At 68.6% G+C, this 16,977-nt stretch carries 23 protein-coding genes; 15 read left to right on the top strand and 8 right to left on the bottom strand.

All coding sequences use genetic code 11. From position 1 onward, the window contains the following. Positions 1-6: 6 nt before the first annotated feature. The 4 genes from RC2_RS06390 to RC2_RS06375 all read right to left on the bottom strand — a co-directional run bounded on the left by RC2_RS06390 (position 7) and on the right by RC2_RS06375 (position 3,561). A complete protein-coding gene (locus tag RC2_RS06390) occupies positions 7-717 on the bottom strand; it encodes a hypothetical protein (RefSeq protein ID WP_068153538.1) in 711 nt (236 codons plus the stop codon). Then, positions 714-1,802 (bottom strand): endonuclease domain-containing protein, encoded by a 1,089-nt coding sequence (locus RC2_RS06385; RefSeq protein WP_245811001.1) that lies wholly within the window; start codon positions 1,800-1,802, stop codon positions 714-716. Before RC2_RS06385 ends, RC2_RS06390 begins: the two co-directional genes overlap by 4 nt. 61 nt (positions 1,803-1,863) lie before the next feature. Next, positions 1,864-2,184 (bottom strand): MGMT family protein, encoded by a 321-nt coding sequence (locus RC2_RS06380; protein WP_068153444.1) that lies wholly within the window; start codon positions 2,182-2,184, stop codon positions 1,864-1,866. Positions 2,185-2,196: 12 nt separating this feature from the next. After that, positions 2,197-3,561, bottom strand: coding sequence for an AIM24 family protein (locus tag RC2_RS06375; RefSeq protein WP_072681319.1), 1,365 nt, complete (start codon positions 3,559-3,561; stop codon positions 2,197-2,199). Between the two features lie 190 nt (positions 3,562-3,751). Between RC2_RS06375 and rplN the strand changes: the two genes are divergently transcribed. From rplN to RC2_RS06350, 5 genes are all read left to right on the top strand, one after another. Then, entirely contained in the window at positions 3,752-4,120 is a 369-nt protein-coding gene (gene rplN / locus RC2_RS06370) for a 50S ribosomal protein L14 (protein ID WP_068099627.1), read from the top strand. A 1-nt stretch (position 4,121) separates the two neighbouring features. Continuing rightward, positions 4,122-4,436, top strand: coding sequence for a 50S ribosomal protein L24 (gene rplX / locus RC2_RS06365; RefSeq protein WP_068099628.1), 315 nt, complete (start codon positions 4,122-4,124; stop codon positions 4,434-4,436). Further along, complete coding sequence (gene rplE / locus RC2_RS06360; protein ID WP_068099629.1) at positions 4,436-4,999, top strand: 50S ribosomal protein L5; 564 nt, start codon at positions 4,436-4,438, stop codon at positions 4,997-4,999. Before rplX ends, rplE begins: the two co-directional genes overlap by 1 nt. Positions 5,000-5,003: 4 nt before the next feature. Next, positions 5,004-5,189 carry a type Z 30S ribosomal protein S14 gene (locus RC2_RS06355; RefSeq protein WP_027504665.1) on the top strand — a complete coding sequence of 62 codons (186 nt, stop codon included), beginning with the start codon at positions 5,004-5,006 and terminating at the stop codon, positions 5,187-5,189. A 255-nt stretch (positions 5,190-5,444) separates the two neighbouring features. Then, positions 5,445-6,959: an APC family permease gene (locus RC2_RS06350; protein WP_068152278.1), complete on the top strand. Its 1,515-nt coding sequence runs from the start codon at positions 5,445-5,447 to the stop codon at positions 6,957-6,959. A gap of 84 nt (positions 6,960-7,043) precedes the next feature. Here the strand turns inward: RC2_RS06350 and RC2_RS06345 are convergent, their stop codons facing one another. Then, positions 7,044-7,529: a hypothetical protein gene (locus RC2_RS06345; RefSeq protein WP_139277301.1), complete on the bottom strand. Its 486-nt coding sequence runs from the start codon at positions 7,527-7,529 to the stop codon at positions 7,044-7,046. Between the two features lie 438 nt (positions 7,530-7,967). On the opposite strand from RC2_RS06345, the gene rpsH reads away from it, so the two are divergent. The 9 genes from rpsH to map all read left to right on the top strand — a co-directional run bounded on the left by rpsH (position 7,968) and on the right by map (position 13,526). Beyond that, a complete protein-coding gene (rpsH, locus tag RC2_RS06340) occupies positions 7,968-8,366 on the top strand; it encodes a 30S ribosomal protein S8 (RefSeq protein ID WP_068104929.1) in 399 nt (132 codons plus the stop codon). A gap of 14 nt (positions 8,367-8,380) precedes the next feature. Continuing rightward, positions 8,381-8,920: a 50S ribosomal protein L6 gene (rplF, locus tag RC2_RS06335; protein WP_068152273.1), complete on the top strand. Its 540-nt coding sequence runs from the start codon at positions 8,381-8,383 to the stop codon at positions 8,918-8,920. Next, on the top strand, positions 8,920-9,342 hold the full coding sequence (rplR, locus tag RC2_RS06330; protein WP_068099633.1) for a 50S ribosomal protein L18: 423 nt from the start codon (positions 8,920-8,922) through the stop codon (positions 9,340-9,342). The genes rplF and rplR overlap by 1 nt, the downstream gene beginning before the upstream one ends. Positions 9,343-9,388: 46 nt before the next feature. Next, on the top strand, positions 9,389-10,054 hold the full coding sequence (rpsE, locus tag RC2_RS06325; RefSeq protein WP_068099634.1) for a 30S ribosomal protein S5: 666 nt from the start codon (positions 9,389-9,391) through the stop codon (positions 10,052-10,054). Further along, complete coding sequence (gene rpmD, locus RC2_RS06320) at positions 10,047-10,226, top strand: 50S ribosomal protein L30 (protein WP_068152270.1); 180 nt, start codon at positions 10,047-10,049, stop codon at positions 10,224-10,226. The genes rpsE and rpmD overlap by 8 nt, the downstream gene beginning before the upstream one ends. 2 nt (positions 10,227-10,228) lie before the next feature. Then, on the top strand, positions 10,229-10,672 hold the full coding sequence (gene rplO / locus RC2_RS06315; protein ID WP_068152268.1) for a 50S ribosomal protein L15: 444 nt from the start codon (positions 10,229-10,231) through the stop codon (positions 10,670-10,672). 179 nt (positions 10,673-10,851) lie between these two features. Further along, a complete protein-coding gene (gene secY, locus RC2_RS06310) occupies positions 10,852-12,174 on the top strand; it encodes a preprotein translocase subunit SecY (RefSeq protein WP_068099637.1) in 1,323 nt (440 codons plus the stop codon). Then, the gene (locus RC2_RS06305; RefSeq protein WP_068152267.1) at positions 12,171-12,728 is read left to right on the top strand and encodes an adenylate kinase; all 558 of its coding nucleotides are present in this window, start codon (positions 12,171-12,173) and stop codon (positions 12,726-12,728) included. The genes secY and RC2_RS06305 overlap by 4 nt, the downstream gene beginning before the upstream one ends. Positions 12,729-12,731: 3 nt before the next feature. Continuing rightward, the gene (gene map / locus RC2_RS06300; protein ID WP_068152265.1) at positions 12,732-13,526 is read left to right on the top strand and encodes a type I methionyl aminopeptidase; all 795 of its coding nucleotides are present in this window, start codon (positions 12,732-12,734) and stop codon (positions 13,524-13,526) included. 35 nt (positions 13,527-13,561) lie between these two features. On the opposite strand, the gene RC2_RS06295 is transcribed toward map, so the two are convergent. Together RC2_RS06295 and RC2_RS06290 are read right to left on the bottom strand one after the other, a co-directional pair. After that, positions 13,562-14,596: a glutathione S-transferase family protein gene (locus RC2_RS06295; RefSeq protein WP_068152263.1), complete on the bottom strand. Its 1,035-nt coding sequence runs from the start codon at positions 14,594-14,596 to the stop codon at positions 13,562-13,564. Positions 14,597-14,605: 9 nt separating this feature from the next. Continuing rightward, positions 14,606-15,325 carry a hypothetical protein gene (locus tag RC2_RS06290; protein ID WP_068152261.1) on the bottom strand — a complete coding sequence of 240 codons (720 nt, stop codon included), beginning with the start codon at positions 15,323-15,325 and terminating at the stop codon, positions 14,606-14,608. 64 nt (positions 15,326-15,389) lie between these two features. Here RC2_RS06290 and RC2_RS06285 point away from each other — a divergent pair, with 64 nt between their 5' ends. Next, on the top strand, positions 15,390-16,196 hold the full coding sequence (locus RC2_RS06285; protein ID WP_068152280.1) for an enoyl-CoA hydratase/isomerase family protein: 807 nt from the start codon (positions 15,390-15,392) through the stop codon (positions 16,194-16,196). Here the strand turns inward: RC2_RS06285 and RC2_RS06280 are convergent. Then, entirely contained in the window at positions 16,181-16,972 is a 792-nt protein-coding gene (locus tag RC2_RS06280; RefSeq protein ID WP_068152259.1) for a tyrosine-protein phosphatase, read from the bottom strand. The genes RC2_RS06285 and RC2_RS06280 overlap by 16 nt on opposite strands. Positions 16,973-16,977 lie beyond the last annotated feature (5 nt).

The following is a 16,977-nucleotide window of genomic DNA, read 5'->3' as shown; positions in this document are numbered from 1 at the left end:
TACCCATCACGAGGTGATCGTCAGCAGGTGGTTGCGCTGGTTCCCGACGGTCACCGCGGCGGCGCGATCGTCGTCGGACAGCGTCTTCTGGTTCTCTTCGGGGATCAACGAGACGCCCGGTGTCCGCTGCAACGCGACCAGCGCGTCGTCGAGGCGGTCGCGGGGAACGTCGGACAGGGCGGGCCGCAGCCGGGTCAGCCGCACCCGCGCCCCGGGCTCGCGCGCGAGGTCCGCGTACGCGCGCCGGATGCGCGTCTCGAGGTCGACACCCGTGTTCGCAGAGGACTCGCCGCCGCCGTCCTGCTCGCGCACCGACTGCGGTACGACGGCGTTCGCCGGCGTGGGCAGCGGCTCGATCTCGGCCGGGGTGTCGCGGGGGAAGAAGACCTCGGCGGGACGGACGTCGTCGCGGTGGAACCACCGGCCGAGACCGGCGAGGACGGTGAAGAGCGCTTTGCCGGGACCCGTGGCACCCTTCGGAGCGTCCGACCCCATGAGGTCGGCGCAGAACTTCCACCCCTTGTCCGTCAGTTCGAGGGTCATCGACCGGCCCTCACGACCGACGTCGATCAGTCCCTGCGCCACGAGGCGGTCGCGGGACGGCTTCGCGAGCGCCGGTCCCAGCACGGCGAGCTCCGGATTGCGCACCGCCCGCGCCTCCGCCATCAGCACCATCAGCACGGCGACCTCGGTGCCGGTCAAGTCGGTCGTGCTCACGTGGGAGTCCCCTTCGCTCGTCGTCGGTGCACTGCCTGTTCGATGGTGGCCACGACACTCTCGTGGTCGGTGAGCACGTCGTCGTTGGTGAAGCGCAGCACCATCCAGCCCCGGGTCTGCAGCAGGTTGTCCCGCGACCGGTCGTCCGAGAACCGGTGCCGCGATCGGTGTTCGGGGCCGTCGATCTCGACGGCGATCCTCTCCCGGGCCCAGACGACGTCGACGGTGAACGGTCGGCCGATCTCCGACAACCGGACCACCTGGTTGTGCCCTCGGCCCGTCGCCCACTCCCGCGCCGAGAGCAGTCGGTACAGCCGATCCTCCGCGGCACTCGCGGCGTGCGGATGCCCGACGACGGGCGGGTAGCTCGCGGGACGGAATCGGTCGACGATCGTGGCGACGTCGGTCGGCGCCGCGGGGACGTCGACCCGGTACGCGGGACATCGGTCCACGTCCATTGCGCCGTCGCCGGTCAGCCACACCCCGACCCCGGTGCGGCACAGCCATTCCGCGGCCGCCGCGACGTCGCGGGACGGCGCATCGGCGGGGACGTCGAGAATCACGACGGCGCCGTCCCGACCGTGCGCCTGCGCGACGACGCGAGCGGCGCCGGTCAGCCGCGTCTCGCGGGAGAACGTGTCGGTGCGCGGAGGCCGGGCCGAGGCGCGGGCCGCGGCCAGGTGCGCGAGGTAGGGCCCGAAGTGCGCGCTCGATCGGGCGAGGTCGACGGCCCGGGCGCGGGCGGCGTCCCGGACGAGCGACGAGTGATCGCCGGGCGAGTCGGTACCGGGCACGACGAGGGGGATCAGCTCGATCGCGGCCTGTTCGACGGCCGCGACCACCGCGTCGGTGAGCGTCGACGCACTGGCCACGGCGGCGTCGTCGGCGCAGAAGAAGAGCGGCGCGGGGGCGTCGGAGGGCAGCGGATCGACGTGATCGGCGAGATCGCGGAGCGGCGCCCCCTCGACCCGGACGACGCGGGTGAGCGGCAGGGCGCGCCACCAGGCCGCCGCAGTGGAATCGGCACGGGTCATCACGACCTCACCGTCCCGCGGGGAGGTAGCGGGCGCACCGACGGTTCCCATCGGGCAAACCGTACCCGGGGACGGAAATCGTCGTCGCTCGGGTCGGATCGATGCAGGCCACTCAGCGTGCCGTGAGCCGGTCGGACTCGGGCCACCAGCGGGCGCCGTCGACGTCGACGATGCCGCGTCGCAGCGGGGTGCGTTCGAGATGCCAGTGCTCCTGGGCGTCGATGACCAGGTGTGCGGGCAGCGTCCCGTTCGCCCGCACGACGCGCCACCATGCGACGGCCGCGCCCTCGCGCGCCATCACCCCGCCGACCCCGCGCGGACCGCCCTGCTGCAGGAACTCGGCGATGTCGCCGTAGGTCATCACGCGCCCGACCGGAATCCGCTCGACGACACTCAGCACTCGCTCCGCGAACTCGTCCCGTGCCTCGCTCATCGTCGGTGGGACTCACCGGCCGAGCAGGCCACCGAGTGCACCGCCCACTCCGGCCTGCTGACCACCACCGGTGCCCGCGATCAGGCCGCCCGGCGGCAGTTCCGACGGCTGCACCACCACGAAGCCCTGGCCGGAGAACTGCAGCGTGAAGCGCTCCCCGGTACTGCGGCCGATGAGCGTGCCGAAGTTCAGCTGGTCGTTGCTCTTGACCGACGTCTGCAGGCTCGACGACCACGCCACCGCTGCCTGCGGATCCGCGAACGTCGGCTGGTCGACGGTGAGCACCACCGGTTGACCGTCCGTGGTGATCGCGATGCGCCCGCGACCGGTGAAGACGCAGTTGAACAGACCCGCGTTGGAACTGGCGGCCGCGCCCTGGACCCGGCCGATGCGGTAGGAGAGCGACGTGTCGAATGCGAGCACGTTGGACCCGTTGATGGTGAGACCGTCACTGCCGTCGAGGTCGATGATGTGGACGTCCTGCGCGGCATTGGCCAGGAACAGGTCGCCGTGGCCGCTCACCTTCATGAGCGGAACTCCCTCACCGGTGACGGTGCGGCGGATCATGTTCCCGATCCCGCCCGAGCCCTGTGCTTCGAACCGCAGGTCGCCCTGGTAGGCGACCATCGAGCCGGATCGCGCCATCACCTCGCCGTTCATCGCGACGCGGGCCATCTTGCTGCCCTGTTTGAGGATGCCGTTGCCCTGCACCTCGGCATTGGAGGGGGCGAACAGTTCGCTGCGCACGGCGAGACCTTCCTGTCGGACCGGTGTGGCGGGCTGGGGGTGGGCGGCGTGCGAGGGGGTGGGCTGCGGGGGAGGCGCGGCCGCGGGCTGCGGAGGAGGCGCGGCCGCGGGCTGCGGAGGAGGCGCGGCCGCAGGCTCGGTCTCCGGCTCGTCCACGGTGATGCCGAACGCCGTCGCGATGCCGGCCAGTCCGTCGTCGTATCCCTGCCCGACGGCCCGCACCTTCCAGCCGTCGCCGCGTCGGTAGATCTCGATGCCGACGACGGCGGTCTCGGTGGTCAGGCCCGTCATGGGGAAGTCGAGATCGGACCCGACGGTGGCGCGGAGCGGCATCCCACCGAACGTCGCCGGGCCGGATCCGTCGAGACTGGCGGTGATCGCGATGGTCTCGATCTCGGCGGGTACGCCCCGCGTGTCGACCGTGACGCCGTCGGGCGCATAGCGAACGCCGGGACCGGCGGGGTTGTTGAAGAAGACGAGGTCCTGGTCCGACCGCACGCGACCGGCGGCGGTGAGGAGCAGGGCGGAGACGTCCACGGCGGCACCGGTCACCGAGACGGTGATCGATCCGGACGCGTCGAGTGGGGCAGGGCGGTTCTCTCCCCGGGCGAGGCTCTGCACGTCGGCCAGTGTGCCACCGGTCACCGACACTCGGCAGGGGTGTGTTCTCCGCGATGCGGCCCGATTTGGTTCGCGTCGGTGTGTTCCTTACACTTGAGCGGTTGTCCGTGGTAGGCGCATGCGCCGGTCCGGGCGATACGACCGCGCGCGTCGGGTCGGTATCCGCCGCGCACGCACATCCAGGTCATCGAGGAGACCCATGATTCAGCAGGAGTCGCGGCTGCGCGTCGCCGACAACACGGGTGCCAAGGAAATCTTGTGCATTCGCGTTCTCGGTGGTTCGTCTCGCCGCTACGCCGGGATCGGCGACGTCATCGTCGCCACCGTCAAGGACGCGATCCCCGGCGGAAACATCAAGAAGGGCGAGGTCGTCAAGGCCGTCATCGTCCGCACCACGAAGGAACGGCGTCGTCCCGACGGCTCGTACATCAAGTTCGACGAGAACGCCGCCGTCCTGATCAAGCCGGACAACGATCCGCGCGGAACCCGCATCTTCGGCCCGGTCGGCCGCGAGCTGCGCGAGAAGAAGTTCATGCGCATCGTGTCGCTGGCTCCGGAGGTGTTGTGAGATGAAGGTGCACAAGGGCGACACGGTTCTCGTCATCTCGGGTAAGGACAAGGGCGCCAAGGGCAAGGTCATCCAGGCCTACCCGGCGACCGAGAAGGTCCTGGTCGAGGGCGTCAACCGCATCAAGAAGCACACCGCTGTCTCGGCCAACGAGCGCGGCGCGTCCTCGGGCGGCATCGTCACCCAGGAAGCCCCCATTCACGTTTCCAACGTCGCCGTCGTCGACTCGGACGGAAACCCCACCCGCGTGGGCTACCGCACCGACGAGAACGGCAAGCGCGTTCGGATTTCCCGTAAGAGCGGGAAGGACATCTGATGACGACCACCGAGAAGATCGTTCCGCGCCTCAAGACTCGCTACCGCGAGGAGATCAAGGACGCGCTGAACGCCGAGTTCCAGTACGCCAACGTCATGCAGATCCCGGGCGTGGTCAAGGTCGTCGTCAACATGGGTGTCGGCGACGCCGCCCGCGACGCGAAGCTGATCAACGGTGCCGTGGCCGACCTGGCCGCCATCACCGGTCAGAAGCCGGAGATCCGCAAGGCCCGCAAGTCCATCGCGCAGTTCAAGCTCCGCGAGGGCATGCCCATCGGCGCTCGCGTCACGCTGCGCGGCGACCGCATGTGGGAGTTCCTGGACCGTCTGACGTCCATCGCCCTGCCCCGCATCAGGGACTTCCGTGGCCTGTCGGGCACGCAGTTCGACGGCAACGGCAACTACACGTTCGGCCTGAACGAGCAGTCGATGTTCCACGAGATCGACGTCGACAAGATCGACCGCCCTCGCGGTATGGACATCACCGTCGTCACGACGGCCACCAACAACGACGAAGGCCGCGCGCTGCTCAAGCACCTCGGCTTCCCGTTCAAGGAGAACTGAGCGTATGGCTAAGAAGGCACTGGTCAACAAGGCCAACAAGAAGCCGAAGTTCGCGGTCCGCGCCTACACGCGCTGCCAGCGGTGCGGTCGCCCGCACTCGGTGTTCCGCAAGTTCGGTCTCTGCCGTATCTGCGTCCGTGAGATGGCGCACCGCGGCGAGCTGCCCGGAGTGCACAAGTCCTCCTGGTGAGACGAGCACCCCGGTGAGCTGATCACCACCCGACAGGCCCGAGCCATCACGGCTCGGGCCTGTCGGCGTTCGGGGGTGGCGCGCCCGACCTGCGCCACAGCACACAGGACGTTCCGATCGCCGGGATCCCGCCCGTTCGGCCGACTCGTGTGCGGACACGCAGGTCCGTTTCACCGCACGCCGCCCCCGCGAGCGGCATAGGCTGCCGCGGCAGGGGGTTCGAACAGCAGGGGGCTGCAACGTCAGGAGCGGATCATGGCGCAGGCAACGGACGCCGCGGCGACGGAGAAGGAACCGGAACTCAAGCGAGTCCTCGGGCCGGGACTGCTGCTGTTGTTCATCGTGGGCGACATCCTGGGCGCGGGCGTCTACGCGGTCACCGGCGACATGATCGAGAACGTCGGCGGTATGGCGTGGCTGCCGTTCGTCCTGGCGTTCGTGGTCGCCACCCTCACCGCGTTCTCCTACCTGGAGCTCGTGTGCAAGTACCCGCAGGCCGCGGGCGCCGCGCTGTACACGCACAAGGCGTTCGGCATCCACTTCTTCACGTTCCTCGTGGCGTTCGCCGTGATCTGTTCCGGCATCACCAGCGCGTCGACGTCGTCGAACGTGGTCGCCGGCAACCTTCTCGCCGGCCTGCACGAGACGTTCTCCACCGAGGACGGCATCGGGTGGTTCGACGTGCCCACCGGTAGCACCGCGCAGCTGGTGGTCGCCCTCGTCTTCATGGGTCTGCTCGCGGCGATCAACCTGCGTGGCGTCGGCGAATCGGTCAAGTTCAACGTGATTCTCACGATCATCGAGATGACGGCGCTGGCCATCGTGATCGTCATCGGGTTCGTCGCGGTCGGCAGCGGCAGCGCGGAGGGTGACATCGCGAACCTCGTCGTGTTCGAGGACCCCAACGAGAAGGGGTGGTTCCTCGCCGTCACGGTGGCGACGACGATTGCCTTCTTCGCGATGGTCGGGTTCGAGGACTCGGTGAACATGGTCGAGGAGACGAAGAATCCCGAACGCATCTTCCCGAAGATGATGCTGTCCGGCCTCGGCATCGCGTGTCTGATCTACGTCCTCGTGGTCGTCGCGGTGATCGCGGTGTTGCCGCTGGACTACGACTCCGGCAGCGAGGGCATCCTGCTGCACGTGGTGCGCCTCGGCGCCCCGGGGCTGCCGATCGACGAGATCTTCCCGTATCTCACGGTGTTCGCCGTGGCCAACACCGCCCTGATCAACATGCTCATGGCCAGCCGTCTGATCTACGGGCTCGGCCGCCAGCGCATCCTGCCCAAGACACTCAGTTCCGTTCTGCCCGTGCGCCGTTCGCCGTGGGCCGCGATTCTGTTCTCGACCCTGCTGGCGGTCGTGCTGATCGTGGTGGTCAACCGACTGTCGGGCAATTCCGTCGTGAGCGCGCTGTCCGGGACGACGGGATTGCTGCTGCTCGCCGTGTTCGCCGTGGTCAACGTGGCGTGCCTGGTGCTCAAGCGACGACGCCCGTCGAACGGGTTCACCGCGCCCGTCGCCGTCCCGGTGATCGGCGCGACGCTGTGCCTGTTCCTGGTGGGACCGTGGGCGCGGACCGACGCGCAGATGATCCAGTACCGCATCGCCGGCGCGATGCTGCTGCTCGGCGTGGTGCTGTGGGTGATCACGCACTTCGTCAACAAGGCGACGATGGGCAAGTCGCGCTTCGTCGACGTCGACCGCCTGACGTACGACGAGCAGGCGAACCTCGGCGACCGCGTGCGTGACCGCGGGGACGACTACTGAGCGACGCCCTCCCGGCCGAATCCCGACAGAGCACGAGCCCCGACCCGCAGCGCGGATCGGGGCTCGTGTGACGAGATGCGGGTGTCAGCTCTCGAACAGGTCCGTCGGGAGCGAGCCGCCGCCGGGGACGGGCGGGACGACGGGGGGAAGTTCGCCCTCGGGGAGGACCGTGACGGGCACGCCGACGAGGGTGTCGACCGGGGTTCCGCCGTCGTCGCACGTAGCGGTGACGGTGTAGATGCCCGCGTCCAATCCGTCGATGTCGATGGTCCCGGTCCACGGAACAGCCGGGAACGGGAGGCCGAGCGGGGGCGCGAGGGTGCCTACCTCGGACGCCGTGTTCTCGGCGTTTCCTACCTCGGTGGCGGTCACGGTGCACTCGACGTCGCCCTCGAAGAAGACCGCGGGAGTCGCGGTGACGACTGTGCTGACGGACTCCACACCGGGCACCGGGGCAACGGCGACCAGTGCCACTGCCGCGGACGCGGTTCCCGAGGTGGCAAGAACCCCGGCAGCGGCGGCGGCGACGACGATTCCGGCGCGGCCGAGTGTGCGAGAACGAACTGTCATGCTGTGCTCCATCACGTGAGAAGGGGTCGAGCATTGGCCCGCTCACCATAAAACGAACCGGACATTCTCCATGTAACGAATGGCCAACAATGGCTCTGTCGACGCCGGCGAGAGCGGCCCGACGCCCTCCCACCTGCACCGATTTGGTCTGACAGGGTCGCGCCCGTAGACTGTGACGGTTGCCCGGGTACCGTCATGCCTGCAGACGACCCGTGTGACCAGGGTTTTCGTGCCACATGATGCTCGAAACACCCACCAGTGCCTGCAGATTCGACCGCTCGCACTGGCGGGAGCGCAACCCCTGACCGGCAACAGTCGGTCAGGACGGAACACTTCGCGGTAGGCCCACGGCGGGACGAGCCAGGCCCCACTTCGGTGCGGCACCAGCTCGCTCGTGCTGTATGGGAACCGCTGCGAGAAAGGGCCATGAACTCTGTCATGACCATGACCGACCCGATCGCAGACTTCTTGACGCGTCTGCGCAACGCCAACTCGGCGTACCACGATCAGGTGAAGCTGCCGCACTCGAAGATCAAGGCGAACATCGCCGAGATCCTCAAGCGCGAGGGCTACATCTCCGACTACCGCTCCGAGGACGCCGAGGTGGGCAAGACCCTCATCGTCGATCTGAAGTACGGCCCCAGCCGCGAGCGCAGCCTCGCCGGCGTGCGCCGGGTCTCCAAGCCCGGTCTGCGCGTGTATGCAAAGTCCACCAATCTGCCCAAGGTCCTGGGCGGCCTGGGCGTGGCGATCATCTCCACGTCCACCGGTCTGCTCACCGATCGCCAGGCGGCAACTCAGGGCGTCGGCGGCGAAGTCCTCGCCTACGTCTGGTAAGGGAGGCCACCACAATGTCGCGTATCGGAAAGCTTCCGGTGACGGTTCCGGCCGGTGTCGATGTCACCATCGACGGCCAGGACGTCACGGTCAAGGGTCCCAAGGGCACCTTGTCTCTCACCATCGCCGAGCCCATCGCCGTCGCGAAGAACGACGACGGTTCGATCTCGGTCACTCGGCCCGACGACGAGCGTCGTAGCCGTTCCCTGCACGGCCTCTCGCGCACTCTCGTCGCGAACCTCATCACGGGTGTGACCACCGGTTACACCACGAAGATGGAGATTCACGGCGTCGGTTACCGCGTGGCTCTGAAGGGCAACGACCTCGAGTTCGCGCTCGGCTACAGCCACCCCGTGCCGATCCCGGCGCCGGAGGGCATCACCTTCGCGGTCGAGACCCCCACCCGGTTCTCCGTCTCGGGTATCGACAAGCAGAAGGTCGGCCAGATCTCTGCCAACATCCGTCGTCTCCGCCGTCCCGACCCGTACAAGGGCAAGGGCGTTCGGTACGAGGGTGAGCAGATCCGCCGCAAGGTCGGAAAGACAGGTAAGTGATGAGCAACACCGCAGCCAAGCAGGGTTCCGAGGCGAACCCGAAGCGCATCCCGCTGGGCAAGGACGTCTCGACGCGTCGTCGTCTGTCGAAGACCCGTCGTCACTTCCGCCTGCGCAAGAAGGTCTCCGGCACCGCCGAGCGTCCCCGTCTCGTCGTCAACCGCAGCTCGCGTCACCTGCACGCGCAGCTGGTCGACGACCTGACCGGTCGCACCCTCGCCGCCGCGTCGTCCATCGAGGCCGACGTGCGTGCGCTGGACGGCGACAAGAAGGCGCGTGGCGCCAAGGTCGGCTCCCTCATCGCCGAGCGTGCCAAGGCCGCCGGCATCGAGGCCGCGGTCTTCGACCGTGGTGGCCACGACTACGCCGGTCGCATCGCGGCCCTCGCGGACGCAGCTCGCGAAGGCGGGTTGAAGTTCTGATGCCCACTACGAACACGATCCAGTTCATCGACGGAAGGACAGCCTGATGCCGGGACGTCAACGGCGTGACGGCGGAAACGGCCCCGCCGGACAGAATGGACCCAACACCGGAGGCGACAACCGCGGAGACAACCGCGGCGGTCGCGATCGCCGGGACAACCGCGGCGGCAACGCCCCGGAGAAGAACAACCTCGAGCGCGTGGTCGCGATCAACCGCGTCTCCAAGGTCGTGAAGGGTGGTCGTCGCTTCAGCTTCACCGCCCTCGTGATCGTCGGTGACGGCAACGGTCTGGTCGGCGTCGGCTACGGCAAGGCCAAGGAAGTTCCCGCCGCCATTCAGAAGGGCGTCGAGGAGGCTCGCAAGGGCTTCTTCCGCGTTCCGCTGATCGGTAGCACGATCACGCACCCCGTCCAGGGTGAGGCTGCGGCCGGTGTGGTCATGCTGCGCCCGGCAAGCCCCGGTACCGGTGTCATCGCCGGTGGCGCGGTGCGTGCCGTGCTCGAGTGCGCCGGCGTCCACGACATCCTCGCGAAGTCGCTCGGCAGCGACAACGCGATCAACGTCGTGCACGCCACCGTTGCAGCCCTCAAGGGTCTGCAGCGTCCGGAAGAGGTCGCGGCTCGCCGTGGTCTGCCGATCGAGGACGTCGCTCCCGCCGGCATGCTGCGCGCACGCGCCCAGGCAGCAGCAGGGAGTGCCGATCGTGGCTGACCTCAAAGTGACCCAGATCAAGAGCACCATCGGTCAGAAGCAGAACCAGCGCAACAGCCTGCGGACGCTGGGCCTCAAGAAGATCCGCCAGTCGGTGGTTCGTGAGGACACGCCGCAGACGCGTGGTCTGATCAACGTGGTGCGTCACCTCGTGACAGTGGAAGAGGTCTGACCATGACCATCAAACTGCACCACCTCCGCCCCGCCCCCGGCTCCAAGAGCGCGAAGATCCGCGTCGGCCGTGGTGAGGGTGGCAAGCGTGGCAAGACAGCCGGTCGCGGCACCAAGGGCACGGGCGCTCGCAAGAACGTCTCGCCCGGGTTCGAGGGCGGCCAGATGCCGATCCACATGCGCCTGCCGAAGCTCAAGGGCTTCAAGAACCGCAACCGCGTCGAGTACCAGGTGGTCAACCTGGGCGACATCGAGCGGCTGTTCCCCCAGGGCGGCGAGATCTCCAAGGACGATCTCGTGGCCAAGGGTGCGGTGCGCAAGAACCGCCTCGTGAAGATCCTGGGCGACGGCGACCTGTCGGTGAAGGTGTCCGTCACCGCCGACAAGTTCACCGGTTCCGCCAAGGAGAAGATCGCTGCAGCCGGCGGGTCCGCCACCGAGCTGTGATCGATCGGTGTCTCGCCTCCGGTCGGAGGCGAGGCACCCGCGTTCGTTCGACCGATGGCCGTGGTACGCGAGTCGTGCTGCGGCCATCGGTGTTCGATCAGCGCCGCTGTTAGAGTTCGACGGGGTGCCTTCGCGGCACCCCGACCAGTTCGTGCCAGTAACCCGCCTTTGGAGGATCGTTGCTTTCCGCCTTCGTGTCGGCCCTCAGGACACCTGACCTGAGACGGAAGATCCTCTTCACCCTCGGTCTCGTCGCGCTCTACCGCTTCGGTGCGACCCTGCCGTCTCCGGGCGTCGACTACGGCAACGTCCGCCAGTGCATCGACCAGGTCTCCGGCGGCGACTCGGCCGGCATCTACTCGCTCATCAACCTGTTCTCGGGTGGTGCGCTCCTGCAGCTGTCGGTCTTCGCTATCGGCATCATGCCGTTCATCACCGCGAGCATCATCGTCCAGCTCCTCACCGTGGTCATCCCGCGGTTCGAGGAACTCCGCAAGGAGGGCCAGGCCGGCCAGGCGAAGATGACGCAGTACACCCGCTATCTCTCCATCGCGCTCGCCGTGCTCCAGGCCACCGGCCTGGTGGCGCTCGCGTCGCGCGGGCAGCTGCTCCAGGGCTGCAACCTCGACATCATCGCCGACACGTCCATCTTCGGGCTGGTCACGATCGTGCTGGTCATGACGGCCGGTGCCGCCCTGGTCATGTGGTTCGGCGAGCTCATCACCGAGCGCGGTGTCGGCAACGGCATGTCGCTGCTCATCTTCGCCGGCATCGCCTCGCGCATCCCGTCCGAGGGCAAGGCCATCCTCGACAGCCGCGGCGGTCTCGTCTTCGCCCTCGTGTGCGTCGCCGCGCTCGCGATCATCGTCGGCGTCGTGTTCGTCGAGCAGGGTCAGCGCCGCATCCCGGTGCAGTACGCCAAGCGCATGGTCGGCCGTCGCATGTACGGCGGATCGTCGACCTACCTGCCGCTGAAGGTCAACCAGGCCGGCGTCATCCCCGTGATCTTCGCGTCGTCGCTGCTCTACCTGCCCAACCTGATCGCCCAGCTGACCAACGCGAGCACGGCGGCGAACCCGAGCTGGTGGCAACGCGCCATCAACACCTATCTCGTCAATCCGGCCAACCCGGTCTACATCGCGATCTACTTCGGCCTGATCGTGTTCTTCACGTACTTCTACGTCGCCATCACCTTCAACCCCGAAGAGCGTGCCGACGAGATGAAGAAGTACGGCGGCTTCATCCCGGGCATCCGACCGGGACGCCCCACGGCCGACTATCTGCAGTTCGTTCTCAGCCGCATCACGCTGCCCGGTGCCATCTACCTCGGCACCATCGCCGTTCTGCCCAACCTGTTCCTCGACATCGGTAACTCCGGCGGTGCGCAGAACCTGCCGTTCGGCGGCACCGCGGTGCTCATCATGGTGAGCGTCGGCCTCGACACGGTGAAGCAGATCGAAAGCCAACTGATGCAGCGCAACTACGAAGGGTTCCTCAAGTGAGACTCGTCCTCCTCGGTCCTCCCGGAGCCGGCAAAGGCACGCAGGCGACGCTGCTGAGCGAGAAGCTCGGCATCCCCCACGTGTCCACCGGTGATCTGTTCCGGGCGAACATCGGGCAGCAGACGCCCCTCGGCATCGAGGCCAAGAAGTACCTCGACGCCGGCGACCTGGTGCCGAGCACGCTGACCGTGGACATGGTGCGCGACCGTCTCGCCGAGCCCGACGCCACGGGCGGCTTCATCCTCGACGGGTTCCCGCGCTCGGTGGACCAGGCCGATTCCCTCGCCGGCATCCTCGAGGACATGGGCACCCGCCTCGACGCCGTCGTCTCCTTCGTCATCGACGAGGACGTCGTGGTCGAGCGCATGCTGGCACGCGGCCGCGAGGACGACAAGGAAGACGTCATCCGCAACCGGATGAAGGTCTACCGCGACGAGACGGCGCCGCTGCTCGAGTACTACAAGGATCACGGACGACTGGTGACGGTCGATGCCGTCGGCGAGGTCGACGACGTCAACGCCAAGGTCATCGACGCGATCCAGGGCGACTCCTGACCCATGGCTTTCGGACGCAAGCGCAAGGTGGTCCCGTTCCGCAGCGCCGGTGAGCTCGACGCCATGGCCGCGGCCGGGGCCGTCGTGGGCGCCGCCCTCGTCGCCGTACGCGAGGCCGCGAAGCCCGGCGTGTCCACGCTCGAACTGGACGCGATCGCCGAGGCCGTCATCCGCGACGCCGGCGCCGTGCCGTCGTTCCTCGGGTACCACGGCTTCACCGGCAGCATCTGCAGCTCGGTCAACGACCGCGTCGTCCACGGCATCCCGTCGACCGGCGACGTGCTCGCCGAGGGCGACCTGGTGTCCATCGACTGCGGTGCGGTGCTCGACGGCTGGCACGGCGATTCCGCCTGGACGTTCGGCGTCGGCACGCTGTCGGAGGCGGACGCCGATCTCAGCGAGGCCACCCGCCTGTCCATGGAGGCGGGCATCGCGGCCATGCTGCCCGGCAATCGGCTGACGGACGTGTCCCACGCCATCGAGCAGGGCACCTACGCCGCCGAGAAGGCGCACGGGCGCAAATACGGCATCGTCGACGGTTACGGCGGCCACGGCATCGGACAACAGATGCACATGGATCCGTTCCTGGCCAACGAAGGCGCGCCGGGCAAGGGGCCCGAACTGGTGGTGGGCTCCACGCTCGCCATCGAGCCCATGCTCACCCTCGGCACCCACGAGACCCGCGTCCTCGACGACGACTGGACCGTCGTCACCACCGACGGGTCCCGCGCGGCGCACTGGGAGCACACCGTCGCGGTGACCGAGGACGGGCCGAGGATTCTCACCCTCCGGCCCTGACCCCGGCCCCGATCACACCCGGTCGTTCGCTGCGCTCACACCCAGTGGTCCGCGGGAACGCGCTCGCTCTCCTTCGGTTCCCCCGGCGGCGTGCCGTCCCCGAACGGCCGCCCGCCGAGCGCCTCACGGCCATGGGGTGAGAGCCAACTGGACACGTCCGGACCCTTCGGGACGATGCCGGTGGGATTGATGTCGGTGTGCACTTCGTAGTAGTGCGATTTGATGTGCACGAAGTCGGTGGTGTCCCCGAAGCCCGGCGTCTGGAACAGGTCCCGCGCGTACGCCCACAGCACCGGCATCTCCGACAGCTTGCTGCGGTTGCACTTGAAGTGGCCGTGGTAGACGGGATCGAACCGGGCCAGCGTGGTGAAGAGCCGCACGTCGGCTTCGGTGATGGTGTCGCCCACCAGGAATCGCTGGTTCTCGAGCCGATCGCTCAACCAGTCGAGTCGCGCGAACAAGGCGTCGTACGCCTTCTCGTACGCATCCTGCGATCCGGCGAACCCACACTTGTACACACCGTTGTTGACGTCGTGGAAGATCTTCTCGGCGACGTCGTCGATCTCGTCGCGCAGCGGCTCGGGGTAAAGGTCGGGCGCGCCCTCGCGGTGGTACTGCGTCCACTCCGTGGAGAAGTCGAGCGTCATCTGCGGGTAGTCGTTGGTGACCACCTTGCCCGTCGCGATCTCGACGACCGCCGGCACGGTGATGCCGCGCGAATAGTTCGGATCACGCGCGAAGAACGCGTCCTGCAGGCGCGGGATCTTCAGGACCGGGTCGACCCCGCCGGGATCGAGGTCGAAGGTCCAGCTGCGCTTGTCGTGGGTGGGACCGCAGATGCCCATCGACAGCGCGTCCTCGAGGCCGAGCAGGCGCCGCACGATGATCGCGCGGTTGGCCCACGGGCACGCCCGCGCCACCACCAAGCGGTATCGACCGGCCTCCACCGGGAAGCCGTCGCGACCGTCCGCGGTGATGCGGGTCTCGATGTAGTTGGTGTCCCGCTCGAAGCCGTCCTTCTCGACGTAGGACCCGGCTTCCCCGGACGATGCCGCCTCGCTGTCGCTCATGGCGGTAACTTACCCGGGCGCAGGCAAATCCATCGCGATGGCGACGCCGAGTTCGGTGAATCCCAGGGATCGTCCGAACAATCGCGCCCCGGCATCGTCCATCGCCACGCGCATCTGGGGGATCAGGCCGGAATCGATGGCGTCGTTGGTGGCCAGCCGCGCCGAGGTCAGGCCGTAGCCGCGGCGGCGATGCGACGGCACGGTGACCGCGACGGTGTCGGCCAGGAAGCCCTGCCACTCGACGTAGCCCGATGCCGAGACCGGGACCGCGTCGGCCTCGCCCGCGGTGTCGTCGAAGACGGTGACCCAGGTGGTGGCGTCCGCGGCGCGGGCCGCGACGGCGTCGTCGGGCGGGGTGGTCGACAGCACGCGTTCCGCGTCGCGACGGGAGTGCGACAGCAGCGGGTTGGGGGCGCCGACGTCGGCCCGGACCTCGTCGAGGTACGCAAGGACCACCGGTCCCGAACACCGACCGCGGCGCGGCCCGACGACGTCCGCGAGGCCGTCGCGGGTGGCGAGGACGTCGGCCGGGACGTCGTCCGCGCGCTCGAGGACGTCCGACGGGCCCACCAGCACGGCGTGGCCGTCGAGAACGACGAAGCGGACGCGGCGGGCGGTGTCGTCGACGAGGAGGGTGCGGGTGCCGGAGGCCGGTCGGAAATCACTGTCCGGCAGGCCGAGGTCGCGGGCCCAGGCGAGGCGCACGATGTCGATCTGGTGGCTGTTCATCGGGGTCCACGGTAGTGCGAAGGACGGGGTCGCACCGTCCCGGCCGTGTGGCATGCTCCGGTCCATGACGGAACCCACCGAGTCCACTCAGCCTCTTCGTCTCGACCGCAGCACCACGGAGGCCGGGGCGGAGGTGGCGGTGCTGACGTTGCAGAACGGCGCCCTGAATCTCTTCGATCAGCCGATGTTCGACGCCATCGAGGCGGCGGTGGCGGATCTGGTGGCGTCGCCGCCGCGCGGGGTGCTGCTGCGCGCGGAGGGGAAGGTGGTGTCGGGCGGTGTCGACGTCCATGTCTTCGAGGGACTGTCGGCGGCCGAGGGTGCGCAGTTGTGGCAGGGCTTGTTCGACCGCGTCGCGCATCCGCTGGAGGAGTTGCCGTGCCCGGTGATCTTCGCGGCGCACGGGTTGACGCTGACGGCCGCGCTCGAGATCGCGCTGGCGTGCGACATCATCCTGGCTGCGCCGCGGGCGAAGTTCGGGCTCGTGGAGACGGTGGTGGGGTTGACGCCGTCGATGGGTGGTCCGCAGCGCATGGCGGAGCGCGCGGGCAGTGGCCGTGCGCGGGAGTTCGTGATGACCGGCGACCTCTACTCGGCCGAGACCCTGCGTGAGTGGGGAGTGGTGAACCAGGTCCACGAGAACCTGGACGAGGCTGCGACGGCCCTGCTCCACCGCCTGGCCGACGGTCCCACACGGGCCCATGCGGCGACCAAGCAGATCGTGGGTGCGTGGCGCTCCGGCGGTGTGCGCCATGCGGATTCGATCACCCCGGAGGTGTCCGGCGCGCTGTTCGAGACGGACGATCTGCGCGGGGCGGTCCGCAGCTTCCTCGACGTCGGCCCGGGCAAGGCCACCTACACCGGGCGCTGATCGACCAGCGTTCGGCGCAGCCCGGCGAGGAGATCGGCGTCCGCGCCGAGCCAGTCCAAGTAGTTCTCGAACGAGCCGTGTGCAGCGTCGACGGCGTCGAGCCCGGTCCGCAGGTACTCCTCTCGGACACCGAGAAGGTCGTCCGCGATCTGCTCGGGCGGAACGCCGTGCGAGAGAACGTGATTCCGCAGGGCGGTCACGGCATCGTTGCTGCGCAGATAGTCGGCGAGGATGTCCTCGTCCGCGACGCCGGCGGCGCGCAGCACCGTCGCGACGGTCCATCCCGCACGGTCCTTGCCGGCGGCGCAGTGCACCAGCACGGCTCCCTCGCCGGCGGCGACGGTGCGCAGAACCGACCCGACCGCGACGCGGGCGCCGGGCCGGGTGGGGAACGCGCGGTAGGTGTCGAGCAGGTAGCCGCGGGCATCGGTCACCCGGCGGTCGGGTTCGTGTGGCGCGGAACGGGCTTCGGCCGGCGCCGGCTCGGTGTCGGGTTCGACCGCCACCGCGTCGACGAACGGGACCGCGTGCACCCGCACGGACGGTGGGGTGCGGTCGGCGCCGAACCGTTCCACTTCCGGCGCGCCGCGGAAGTCGAAGACGTCGCGCACGCCGAGTCGGTCGAGACCGGCGCGTCCGGGGTCGGTCAGACGAGTCAGTTCCGAGGATCGCAGGAGCACGCCGGGCCGGGTGGTTCCGCCGTCGTCGGTGCGCAGTCCGCCGACGTCGCGGACGTTCCAGGCACCGTCGAGAAGATCGGCTGCAGTCTCGGTCACCCGTC

This window comes from Rhodococcoides corynebacterioides NBRC 14404 (assembly GCF_001894765.1).
Classification (GTDB): domain Bacteria; phylum Actinomycetota; class Actinomycetes; order Mycobacteriales; family Mycobacteriaceae; genus Rhodococcoides; species Rhodococcoides corynebacterioides.
This window is presented reverse-complemented; position numbering and strand designations above follow the sequence as displayed.